We start from the raw sequence: 10877 nt of genomic DNA on the forward strand, positions 1-10877 counted from the left end.
GCTCCCTTATATGGAGCCGCATTTTAGCCCTTCCCGTTGTTTTTCTGCGCGTTGCCCACGAATCATTGTAGATGAGTTAGTTTGTGCGTTTTTTTCGCTTCTCTTTTTCATCCGTTTTTAGCATCATTGATTTTATTCACATTTGTAACCAGGATAACGCCATGTCAGATCTGAATGCCCGCCTGCTCGCCCAACGAATCGATACCGTGCTGGATATTCTGGTTGCCGGGGATTATCACTCCGCAATCCATAATCTGGAAATTCTGAAAGCTGAACTGCAGGCGCTTTCCAGCGACGAGCAGGAAAATAAACCCGGTCAGCCTAAAGCGCCGTGGGAAATTTGATAATCTTCATCGTCGCCATCGGCCATCCAGGGCCGATCGCGCCCAAATAGCCCTTAACTGCGAAGTTGCTATGAACGCCCGACAACAAAGTATTTTGCAAATGGTCATCGATAAAGGCCGTATGAGCGTGTCCGATCTCGCGAAGATGACCGGTGTCTCTGAAGTCACCATTCGCCAGGATCTGAATTCACTCGAGAAACAGAGCTACCTGCGGCGTACCCACGGCTTCGCCGTTCCGCTGGATAGTGAAGATGTGGAAACCCGCATGATGACCAACTTCGCGATTAAGCGAGAGCTGGCTGCGCGGGCCGCTACGCTCGTTTCGTCCGGGGAAACGGTGTTTATCGAAAACGGGAGCTGCAACGCCCTGCTCGCCCGTACGCTTGCCGAGCGCGGCGATATCACTATCATCACCGTCAGCAGCTATATTGCGCATCTGCTGAAAGAGACGCCCGGAGAAGTCATCCTGCTGGGCGGGATCTATCAAAAGCGCAGTGAAAGCATGGTGGGTCCGCTAACCCGCCAGTTTATTCAGCAGGTCCACTTCAGCAAGGCCTTTATTGGCATTGACGGCTGGCAGGCTGAAACCGGATTTACCGGACGGGATATGATGCGTGCTGACGTGGTCAACGCGGTGCTTGAAAAGGGCTGTGAAGCGATTGTGCTCAGCGATAGCTCGAAATTCAACGTGGTTCATCCCTATCCGCTCGGCCCGATAGGGCGCTTCAATCGCATTATCACCGATGATAATCTCAATGATGCAGTGCGCAACCAGTTAACCCAGTGCGGTTTAGCCGTCGATATCGTTAACCATCCCTGATCCTTATTTCTGCCTTACCGCCGCTTTGCCGGGCTCTCCCCGGCATCGCCCTGGTCTGAGACTTTTCTGACACCTGAATTCAGACTTTTTACCTGCCTGAAAAATTTATAGAAAGTAGAATTAATGTTAGCGATATAACAGGAAGTAACTATCACCTGCGTGAATAGAGCAACACCTGCGCAACTAAAGCTTCATGGAATACTCCCCGGGCTGGCGTAACAAGCTATGCTTAAGGGAAGTTGTATCCATGAATAGATTATTCAGGAGAAAAAAATGATGACTTCAATGAACAAAAAAATGGCCGCTGTGGTTCTGGCCGTCACTGTTGCAATGTCTCTGAGCGCTTGTTCTAACTGGTCTAAACGCGACCGTAACACCGCTATCGGCGCAGGTGCCGGTGCACTGGGCGGTGCGGTATTAACGGACGGCAGCACCCTGGGTACCCTCGGCGGCGCGGCAGTCGGCGGGATTATCGGCCACCAGGTGGGTAAATAATATTAACCACGAACAATAAAATGAAAGTTTATATTTGCTGACCAGTACACCAGCACAAAAATAAAGGCCACGATATTTATCGTGGCCTTATTATTAATCAACCGCCAGCCAGCTTAACCTTCATGCCTTTGGCTTCCAGAAGCGATTTGAGCAAGTCACGCTTATCGCCCTGAATCTCAATCACGCCATCCTTTACCGCCCCGCCGCAGCCGCATTTCTTTTTCAGCTCGGCAGCCAGCTTAGCCAGCGCGTCGTCACTTTCATCTATTCCGCTAATCAGACACACGCCCTTCCCCTTGCGCCCGTTGGTCTGGCGCTGGATACGTACGATACCGTCCCCTTTCGGACGCGCCTGTACCGCTTTGGGCTCATCAATACGACCGCTGTCCGTTGAATAAACCAGACGACTGTTGGAATCGCTCATCATACCCCCTTATTCAACGATGCGTTGATACCGCGCAGGGTGGCGGCCGGATCGGCAGACTGCGTTACCGGACGACCGATCACCATGTAATCTACCCCCGCCGCCTGCGCCTGTTCCGGCGTCATAATGCGCCGCTGGTCACCCGCGTCGCTACCTTGCGGACGAATGCCAGGCGTCACCAGCTTGAACGCCTGGCCCAGCTCTTGTTTAAAGCGAACCGCCTCCTGCGCCGAACAGACAACGCCATCCAGCCCGCAGCGCTGGGTCAGCGCCGCCAGCTTCGCGGCGTGGTCCGCCGGAGATAGCGTAATGCCCAGATCATGCAGATCGCTGGCTTCCATGCTGGTTAACACCGTTACCGCAATTAATAGCGGCGCATCTTTTCCGAAGGGCAGCAGGGCCTCACGTGCGGCGGTCATCATACGCGCGCCGCCGGAGGCATGAACGTTAACCATCCAGACGCCAAGCTCTGCCGCTGCGGCGACCGCACGCGCCGTGGTATTCGGGATATCGTGAAACTTTAGATCGAGGAAAATCTCAAAACCGCGCTGGTGCAGGTCGCGAACAAACTGCGGCCCCAGCAGGGTGAACATCTCTTTACCAACCTTGAGCCGGCAGTCGCGCGGGTCGATACGGTCGACAAACGCCAGCGCTTTATCACGGTTATCATAATCGAGAGCAACGACGATGGGAGAGGATGTGACAACGCGGGAAGAAGATGTTGCAGTAGACGTCATGACCGGACCTTAATTGTTGATGAGCGCCGGTTCGGCGCAAAAAAGGTAAACGGGCAGCATTCTACCTGCGATAAGCCGAAAATAACAGGCTGCATTTCCCTCCCTGCCGGACGCCTTAATAGCCGTAGCCGGAGGAGACGGACATAATAATCCATAAGTATGTTGTAACTAAAGTGCGGCTTTTTTTTAAAATTACTGCCCGTCGAGTCCGCGAATGGGCTTAATGGTTGACCACGACCGGCAGGATGGACAGTGCCAGTACAGCGTATGGGCGGTAAAGCCGCATTTCTGGCAGCGGTAGCGCGGCTTGCTGCGGACCTGCTCGCCCACCATGTGGCGCAGCACCCCCAGGCTCTCCTTCGCGCGCCCCTCTTCGGCTTCATTGATGTGGTAATCAATTAGCTTATGGAAAACGCGCATCGTCGGATGGCGCTCCAGCTGGCGAGTCACGTAGTTTTGCGCGGCGTCAACCCCTTCCCGCTGTTCGAGGATCTGCGCCAGCATCAGATCGGCCGTCGCGCCGGTATTTTCCTCCGCGCAGCGGCGCAAAAATGCTTCCCACTCGTCGGTTTTCCCTAACTGCTGGTAACAGGTTTGCAGCATCTCCAGGGTTTCACCCACCAGTTCTTTATCCTGCTCAATCACCCGCTCCAGGCTCTCTACCGCCTTGGCATAGTCGCCCTTCTCCATCCATACCCGACCCATCATGATGGAGACGCGAGCGCTGTTGCGATCTGCCGCGGCGCCTTTTTTCAGCAGCGCCATCGCCTTATCCAGATCGTTGCCCGCCATTTGCTGCAGCGCCAATTCACACCAGAAATTGGCGATTTCGCCGCGATGTTTCTCTTTCCCCAGCTTAACCAGACGCTCGGCCACTTCTATCGCCGACTGCCAGTCGCTGGTTGCCTGATAAATTTGCAGCAGCTGCTGCAGGGCGCTCAGGCGAAAATCCGTTTCATCCACCAGCTGTTTGAACATCCCCTCCGCCCGATCGTAGAGCCCGGCGGCCATATAATCGCGCCCCAGCTGCTGAACCGCCAGCAGGCGCTGGTCGTAAGTCAGCGAGGCGCTTTCCATTAAGCTCTGGTGGATGCGGATAGCGCGGTCAACTTCACCGCGCGAGCGGAACAAGTTGCCCAGCGTCAGATGGGCTTCGACGGTACCGGTATCCTCTTTCAGCATATCGAGGAACAGATCGACGGCTTTATCCTGCTGATTGCTCAGCAGGAAGTTGACCCCTGTAACGTAGTCACGCGACAGACGGCTCGCATCGTCCTGTTTGGACTGTTGTGCACTTCTGCGCCCCATGTACCAGCCATACGCTGCGGCAACGGGCAAAAGCAGAAACAACAACTCCAGCATAAATGATTATTCCTTCACCGCAGGAACACCGGCTTCCGCAGGCGTAGCGCTGGCTGGCGCGATCTGATGCTCCAGACGCTTAATTTTACGCTCAGCGCGCGCCAAAGAGACGCGAACGCGCAGCCAGAAAAGACCGCAGATCAGCCAGCCGATAGCAAAACCGGCAGCAAAAAGCACGGCCAGCAGCGTCGAAATACGGAACTCACCCTGCGCGAGGAGATAGTTGAACGTGACCACCTGGTCATTCTGCGCGCCCAGCGTCACTGAAATGACGAAGATGGCTAACACCAGTAAGAAAATAAGAAAATATTTCACATGACTTCCCGTTCTGTGGGTTGCGCGAAAAAATCCCGCGTTCAGCCCTATAAAGTACCATTTTCGCCGCAGCGGTGAAATGGAAATGCATGACACCAGTACAGGATATGCGGCCTGACAGGGGTAATATCAACATTATTCCGGCGCTGCCGCCCTTTTTTTAATATCCTGCGCCTCTTCTCCCGGCGGCGATAGCGGGCCGCAGAACCGCTGGGCAAGCCAGGTCGCCAGGGTCACCAGTAGCCAGGAAATCAGCGTTGCGACGATCAGATCCTGCGGCCAGTGCATGCCCAGCGCCAGGCGGCTGCCCATCACCGCCGTCGCCCACGTTAGCAGCAGCGCCAGGGTGACCCAGCGACGCCGCGGCCACAGCAAACCAACGCCGAGCAGCGCCCAGCTGGCAGCGAACATCGTATGGCCAGATGGGAAAGCGAAGCCGGTCTCTTTTTGCCAGTGCTTGCGCAAAAATCCGGGGATTTGCTGCTCTTGCGCCAGCTGCTCATGCACCAGTTTAGCGCGTTCTTTGCGTTTCAACGCGTAGAATTGCGTGACCGGCACCTGCTGCGTCTGCTCCAGCCAGATGACAAAGGGACGAGGCTCCTGGACGCGGCTTTTAATCCACGTCTTCATTCCCTGCCCAACCAGTATCGCTGCGGCCAGAATGAGAAACAGCATTATCGCCGCTCGCAGACGAAAACGCAGGCACCACAGAAACCAGGCGCATAAGATAACGTGCGTAATGATGCCCCATGGCTGCGTCACCGTTTCGGTCACCCAGTACAGCAGCTTCATCGTCCCTGCCGACAGCCCGGGATGCCATTTCCAGCCCGAAATCCAGATCGCAGCAGGCATGATTAATAACAGGGCCGCGCCAACGGCGGTTCGTCTGGCAATCAACAGCATCTCGTCTCCTTATTCATTAACCTCAATATCATAACGGAAAGTAGTTCGTTTGTGCGCTTTGCGCGCAGCTAACCCTACGCAATTAGGAGAACGTCGCGCCATTGTGGCAAAATAGCGGAAAACAGAAGCACAGTCAGGTGCTGATAGAATCTGGAGAATCACATGCAGCTTAAACGTGTGGCAGAAGCCAAACTGCCAACCCCATGGGGCGATTTTCTCATGGTGGGTTTTGAAGAACTGGCAACCGGGCAGGATCACGTCGCGCTGGTATTTGGCGATATTTCGGGGCAATCCCCGGTTCTGGCTCGCGTACACTCTGAGTGTTTAACGGGCGACGCCCTTTTTAGCCTGCGCTGTGATTGCGGATTTCAACTGGAAGCGGCGTTGTCGCATATTGCCGAAGAGGGGCGCGGCATTCTGCTGTATCACCGCCAGGAAGGGCGCAATATCGGTCTGCTGAACAAAATCCGCGCCTACGCGTTACAGGATCAAGGCTATGACACCGTGGAAGCCAACCATCAGCTGGGTTTTGCCGCCGATGAACGCGACTTCACGCTGTGCGCAGATATGTTTAAGCTGCTCAACGTCGACCAGGTACGCCTGTTGACCAACAACCCGAAGAAGGTCGAAATTCTGACTGAAGCGGGAATTAACATTGTGGAACGCGTGCCGCTGATTGTGGGGCGAAACCCGAAAAATGCCCACTATCTGGATACTAAGGCTGCCAAAATGGGGCACCTGCTGAGCAAGTAATTCCGTTGAAAAATGAAGGGCCAGCCTGTGCTGGCCCTTTTTATATCAGACGCGGGTTTACAGCATATTGCGGATCACATAGTGCAAAATACCGTCGTTCTGATAGTAGGTCAGCTCAGTCGCGGTATCGATGCGGCAGCGGCAATCAATCACTTCCTGCCGGCCATCAGCGCGCGTCAGCGTGACCGGCACCGTCATACCGGGCTGCAGAGCCTGCAGGTTGCTGATATCTATCCGCTCCTCGCCGCTCAGTCCCAGCGTTTTACGCGTCACCCCCTGCGGGAATTCCAGCGGTAAAATCCCCATCCCAATCAGGTTGGAGCGGTGGATGCGCTCGAAAGACTCGGCAATCACCACCCTGACGCCGAGCAAACGCGGTCCTTTAGCCGCCCAGTCGCGGCTGGAGCCGGAACCGTACTCTTTGCCTGCGATCACCGCCAGCGGCGTGCCCTCCGCTTTGTAGAGCATAGCGGCATCGTAAATAGCGATGGGTTGGCTATCAGGAAGATGACGGGTCATCCCCCCTTCCACGCCGGGGACCATTTCGTTACGAATACGAATATTGGCAAACGTCCCGCGCATCATCACCTCATGGTTGCCGCGACGGGAGCCGTAGGAGTTAAAATCGATGCGTTCGACGCCGTGATTTTGCAGATAACGGCCCGCGGGGCTGTCGGCTTTAATGCTGCCCGCCGGGGAGATATGGTCGGTGGTAACCGAGTCGCCCAACATGGCCAGAATGCGCGCGCCGTGAATATCCTCTACCGGTTTAGGCTCAACGCCCATCTCATCAAAGAACGGCGACAGGCGAATGTAGGTGGAATCATCCTGCCAGTCGAAGGTATCAGAGCGATCCACTTTAATCGCCTTCCACTCGGCTGTCCCTTCAAACACTTCGGCGTACTCTTTACGGAACATCTCCGTTGAGACTTGCTCAACCGCCTGCGCGACTTCGATTCCGCTCGGCCAGATATCCTTCAGATATACCGGCTGACCATCTTTACCCGTCCCTAACGGCTCACGGGTCAGATCGAGATTCATATTCCCCGCCAGGGCGTAGGCAACCACCAGCGGCGGCGACGCCAGCCAGTTGGTTTTTACTAGCGGATGAATACGTCCTTCAAAGTTGCGGTTGCCGGAGAGCACAGCCCCGACGGTCAGATCGCCCTGCTTGATTGCGCGCTCGATCGGGTCCGGCAGCGGTCCGGAGTTACCGATACAGGTGGTACAGCCATAGCCGACCAGGTTGAAGCCCAGTTCATCAAGATACGGCGTCAGCTTTGCGTGGGCCAGATAGTCGGAAACGACCTTCGACCCGGGAGCCAGCGACGCTTTAACCCACGGCTGCGGCTTCAGCCCTCGCTCAACGGCTTTTTTGGCCAGCAAGCCGGCGGCCATCAGGACGCTGGGGTTCGACGTGTTAGTACAGGAGGTAATGGCGGCAATCACCACCGCGCCGTCAGGCAGCGAATACTGCTGTCCGTTCAGCGTGTAGTCAATTGGCCGTTTATCTTTCTGCGCGTGATTAACTTCCAGCTCGGTGCTGGCGGCAAAGGCCTGGGGCACATCGCCGAGCGCTACGCGGTCCTGCGGGCGTTTCGGCCCGGCCAGGCTGGCTTCAACGGTTCCCATATCCAGCGCCAGCGTGCTGGTGAATACCGGTTCATCTCCGGGCTGACGCCACATACCCTGCGCTTTCGCATAGGCTTCTACCAGCGCCACCTGCTCTTCGCTGCGGCCGGTCAGGCGCATATAGTCAAGCGTTACCGCATCGATCGGGAAAAAGCCGCAGGTCGCGCCATACTCCGGGGACATATTGGCAATCGTCGCGCGGTCCGCCAGCGGCAGAGAATCGAGGCCATCGCCGTAGAATTCAACAAACTTACCCACAACGCCGTGTTTACGCAGCATTTGGGTGACCGTCAGGACCAGGTCCGTCGCGGTAATGCCTTCACGCAGCTTGCCGCTCAGCTTGAAGCCAACAACGTCCGGGATCAGCATGGAAACCGGCTGACCGAGCATGGCGGCTTCCGCTTCGATACCGCCGACGCCCCAGCCCAGAACGCCTAAACCGTTAATCATCGTGGTATGGGAATCGGTGCCGACCAGGGTGTCGGGGAAAGCCACCCACTCGCCGTTTTGCTGTTCGCTCCACACCGCCCGGCCAAGGTATTCGAGGTTTACCTGGTGGCAAATACCGGTACCCGGCGGTACTACGCTGAAGCGGCTGAATGCCTGCTGCCCCCAGCGCAAAAAGACGTAGCGCTCATGGTTGCGCTCCATCTCAAGCCGGACGTTCTCTTCAAAAGCATCATCGTCACCAAAACGGTCTACGGTGACCGAGTGGTCAATCACCAGGTCGACGGGCGAAAGCGGGTTCACTTTGGCGGTATCGCCGCCCAGGCGTTTGACCGCTTCGCGCATCGCCGCCAGGTCCACCACGGCAGGAACCCCGGTAAAGTCCTGCATCAGGACGCGCGCCGGACGGTAGGCAATCTCCCTGTCGGCATGGGCATGCTTCAGCCATCCGGCCAGGGCATGAATATCTTCGGCGGTCACGGAATCGCCGTCCTGCCAGCGCAGCAGGTTTTCCAGTAGCACTTTGAGCGATTTGGGCAAGCGCGAGAGATCGCCCAGTTGTTTAGCGGCCAGCGGTAAGCTGTAGTAATGCCAGGTTTTATCTTTAACCTGGAGCGTATCCTTACTGGCTGCTCGTAGGGTTGACGACATAGCTCCTCCTTTACCTTAGGGATAGCATCCCCTGATCCTCCTCAGGGTCATTATTAAAGATAACACATCTTTGATGTAACATTTTGATAACAACCCAAATTGCTAAAATAGGCGTAACGCATTAAGACAGGAAATTTGAATAATGAGGGCGGATATATTGAGAGGGATTGAAGAAGTCAGGTTTGCGTCGGCGAGCGCGTCGTATTAGTACACGAGTACAAAGAAAGACTAATCGCCATTATTCTGGCGATTAGTCCAATAGAGAAAATTTATCGAGCGAGTCTAAAAAGGGAAAAATTATATCCTCCTTATTACCGCTATTTTATCAGATAGAAATAATTCTCAATAATTCACTTGTCATAAAACTGACATAACCGCTGTGACTGGAAGGTGCTCTAGCTTAGTAACCAAACGTTGCAGACAACCAGAGCAATGACGCTCCAGAACATCGCAAGCCCAAGGATAACGGCGCTCCAGGCCTTACTTCTCAAAACTGGATCTATCTCAGTCTTGTCACGTTCCTGTGACATCGCAAACTTCATATAATCGATATCACTAATCATTTTTTCACCACCAATCGCTAAGAATTACTAACCACAGATAAATCTTAATTATGGATTGACTATTAATCCAGTGAATTCGCTTTTCAGCAGATATCTTTCATCATTAATTTGATCGCGGCAGGTATATTTGCAAATGTGGTACGAGGAGTTAACGAAAATTGTGATTCAGACGAGGTTTAGATATTCCATTTCAGGCCATTATAGGCTTTGGCATCCCCGAGAGGATGCCATTATTTTTTCTGTGGTTATTTTTCCGGTAATTTAATATCTTTGAACATCGCTTCAATATCTTCATTTGAGCGCAAAGCAACGGCAGTATCGACCACATCCCGGGTCAGATGCGGCGCAAATCGCTGAATAAAATCATACATATAGCTTCGCAAGAAGGTACTGCGACGGAAACCTATTTTCGTGGTGCTGTGGCTGAAAATACCATTGGCGTCCAGCTTCACCAGGTCCGGGTCGGAAACCGGATCCACCGCCATACTGGCAATTACCCCTACCCCAAGGCCCAGACGCACGTAGGTTTTAATCACATCGGCGTCGGTGGCGGTGAAAACGATGCGCGGCGTTAAGCCGGCGCGATTAAAGGCGGTATCCAGCTCGGAGCGGCCGGTGAAGCCGAAGGTATAAGTCACCAGCGGATACTGCGCCAGCTCCTCAATCGATACCGACTCTCGCGACGCCAGCGGATGCTCTGGCGTGACGACCACGGAGCGGTTCCAGTGGTAGCACGGCAGCATCACCAAATCATCATAAAGATGAAGCGCTTCGGTCGCGATAGCGAAGTCAGCATTGCCTTTCGACACCGCCTCGGCGATTTGCGTTGGCGACCCCTGATGCATGTGCAAGGAGACGCGGGGATAGCGTTCGATAAAGCCTTTGATAACGCCCGGTAGCGCGTAGCGGGCCTGGGTGTGGGTAGTTGCTACATACAGCGACCCCTTATCAGGCCAGGTATGCTCACCCGCTACCGATTTGATCGCATCGACCTTCGACAGGACCTCGCGAGCGATGCGTATGATCTCCTGGCCTGCGGGCGTGACCTGGGTCAAATGTTTGCCGCTGCGGGCGAAAATCTGAATTCCCAGCTCATCCTCCAGCATGCGAACCTGCTTGCTGATGCCCGGCTGTGAGGTGTACAGGCCTTCGGCCGTGGAGGAGACGTTCAGATTATGGTTAACAACCTCAACGATATAGCGGAGCTGCTGTAGTTTCATGGCTGATATCCGATAGCACGTAAAATAAACCCGCTTAATACATTTTACGCTCAGGTCACTTGGCGGTGGACGGGCTAGCCCGAACCTCCCTGCGACTCGCCGTGTTGGCGCCCCAACGTATCCTGATGACGGTGATGTATAAGACGATAAGATAATAAAAAAGGGATTAGCTATAACCACTATATCATTTATATCTACAGTGTATAGATAC

At 54.6% G+C, this 10877-nt stretch carries 12 protein-coding genes; 4 read left to right on the top strand and 8 right to left on the bottom strand.

Annotated features, from left to right (window positions below; all coding sequences use genetic code 11):
* The first annotated feature begins 161 nt into the window (after window positions 1-161).
* From ABLV30_RS00620 to osmB, 3 genes are all read left to right on the top strand, one after another.
* Entirely contained in the window at window positions 162-344 is a 183-nt protein-coding gene (locus tag ABLV30_RS00620) for a hypothetical protein (protein WP_004121231.1), read from the top strand.
* Between the two features lie 70 nt (window positions 345-414).
* Window positions 415-1164, top strand: coding sequence for a DNA-binding transcriptional regulator YciT (locus tag ABLV30_RS00625; RefSeq protein ID WP_049079624.1), 750 nt, complete (start codon window positions 415-417; stop codon window positions 1162-1164).
* 276 nt (window positions 1165-1440) lie between these two features.
* Window positions 1441-1659 (top strand): osmotically-inducible lipoprotein OsmB, encoded by a 219-nt coding sequence (osmB, locus tag ABLV30_RS00630; protein WP_004139496.1) that lies wholly within the window; start codon window positions 1441-1443, stop codon window positions 1657-1659.
* Window positions 1660-1756: 97 nt separating this feature from the next.
* Here osmB and yciH read toward each other — a convergent pair whose 3' ends face one another.
* The 5 genes from yciH to pgpB form a co-directional block, all read right to left on the bottom strand.
* Window positions 1757-2083, bottom strand: coding sequence for a stress response translation initiation inhibitor YciH (gene yciH, locus ABLV30_RS00635; RefSeq protein ID WP_048261845.1), 327 nt, complete (start codon window positions 2081-2083; stop codon window positions 1757-1759).
* Complete coding sequence (gene pyrF, locus ABLV30_RS00640) at window positions 2083-2820, bottom strand: orotidine-5'-phosphate decarboxylase (protein ID WP_048261843.1); 738 nt, start codon at window positions 2818-2820, stop codon at window positions 2083-2085. The genes yciH and pyrF overlap by 1 nt, the downstream gene beginning before the upstream one ends.
* Window positions 2821-3012: 192 nt before the next feature.
* Window positions 3013-4182 (bottom strand): lipopolysaccharide assembly protein LapB, encoded by a 1170-nt coding sequence (gene lapB, locus ABLV30_RS00645; protein ID WP_004850164.1) that lies wholly within the window; start codon window positions 4180-4182, stop codon window positions 3013-3015.
* 6 nt (window positions 4183-4188) lie between these two features.
* Window positions 4189-4497: a LapA family protein gene (locus tag ABLV30_RS00650; protein ID WP_014229014.1), complete on the bottom strand. Its 309-nt coding sequence runs from the start codon at window positions 4495-4497 to the stop codon at window positions 4189-4191.
* 135 nt (window positions 4498-4632) lie between these two features.
* Complete coding sequence (gene pgpB / locus ABLV30_RS00655; protein ID WP_004850159.1) at window positions 4633-5400, bottom strand: phosphatidylglycerophosphatase B; 768 nt, start codon at window positions 5398-5400, stop codon at window positions 4633-4635.
* Window positions 5401-5562: 162 nt separating this feature from the next.
* Between pgpB and ribA the strand changes: the two genes are divergently transcribed.
* A complete protein-coding gene (gene ribA / locus ABLV30_RS00660; protein WP_004121245.1) occupies window positions 5563-6153 on the top strand; it encodes a GTP cyclohydrolase II in 591 nt (196 codons plus the stop codon).
* A gap of 57 nt (window positions 6154-6210) precedes the next feature.
* Here ribA and acnA read toward each other — a convergent pair whose 3' ends face one another.
* The 3 genes from acnA to cysB all read right to left on the bottom strand — a co-directional run bounded on the left by acnA (window position 6211) and on the right by cysB (window position 10666).
* Window positions 6211-8883: an aconitate hydratase AcnA gene (gene acnA / locus ABLV30_RS00665; protein ID WP_148851397.1), complete on the bottom strand. Its 2673-nt coding sequence runs from the start codon at window positions 8881-8883 to the stop codon at window positions 6211-6213.
* 395 nt (window positions 8884-9278) lie between these two features.
* A complete protein-coding gene (locus ABLV30_RS00670; protein WP_004121247.1) occupies window positions 9279-9446 on the bottom strand; it encodes a YmiA family putative membrane protein in 168 nt (55 codons plus the stop codon).
* A 245-nt stretch (window positions 9447-9691) separates the two neighbouring features.
* The gene (cysB, locus tag ABLV30_RS00675) at window positions 9692-10666 is read right to left on the bottom strand and encodes an HTH-type transcriptional regulator CysB (RefSeq protein ID WP_004121248.1); all 975 of its coding nucleotides are present in this window, start codon (window positions 10664-10666) and stop codon (window positions 9692-9694) included.
* Between the last annotated feature and the right edge of the window lie 211 nt (window positions 10667-10877).

The sequence above is a fragment of the Klebsiella sp. CN_Kp113 genome, from assembly GCF_040064585.1.
In the GTDB taxonomy this organism is placed as follows: domain Bacteria; phylum Pseudomonadota; class Gammaproteobacteria; order Enterobacterales; family Enterobacteriaceae; genus Klebsiella; species Klebsiella michiganensis.

Bases quoted from the DNA above. Each gene is read 5' to 3' on its own strand.
- ribA (WP_004121245.1), top strand. From the start codon at position 5,563: ATGCAGCTTAAACGTGTGGCAGAAGCCAAACTGCCAACCCCATGGGGC.
- pgpB (WP_004850159.1), bottom strand. From the start codon at position 5,400: ATGCTGTTGATTGCCAGACGAACCGCCGTTGGCGCGGCCCTGTTATTA.
- osmB (WP_004139496.1), top strand. From the start codon at position 1,441: ATGACTTCAATGAACAAAAAAATGGCCGCTGTGGTTCTGGCCGTCACT.
- ABLV30_RS00670 (WP_004121247.1), bottom strand. From the start codon at position 9,446: ATGATTAGTGATATCGATTATATGAAGTTTGCGATGTCACAGGAACGT.
- ABLV30_RS00620 (WP_004121231.1), top strand. From the start codon at position 162: ATGTCAGATCTGAATGCCCGCCTGCTCGCCCAACGAATCGATACCGTG.
- lapB (WP_004850164.1), bottom strand. From the start codon at position 4,182: ATGCTGGAGTTGTTGTTTCTGCTTTTGCCCGTTGCCGCAGCGTATGGC.
- cysB (WP_004121248.1), bottom strand. From the start codon at position 10,666: ATGAAACTACAGCAGCTCCGCTATATCGTTGAGGTTGTTAACCATAAT.
- pyrF (WP_048261843.1), bottom strand. From the start codon at position 2,820: ATGACGTCTACTGCAACATCTTCTTCCCGCGTTGTCACATCCTCTCCC.
- ABLV30_RS00625 (WP_049079624.1), top strand. From the start codon at position 415: ATGAACGCCCGACAACAAAGTATTTTGCAAATGGTCATCGATAAAGGC.
- acnA (WP_148851397.1), bottom strand. From the start codon at position 8,883: ATGTCGTCAACCCTACGAGCAGCCAGTAAGGATACGCTCCAGGTTAAA.
- yciH (WP_048261845.1), bottom strand. From the start codon at position 2,083: ATGAGCGATTCCAACAGTCGTCTGGTTTATTCAACGGACAGCGGTCGT.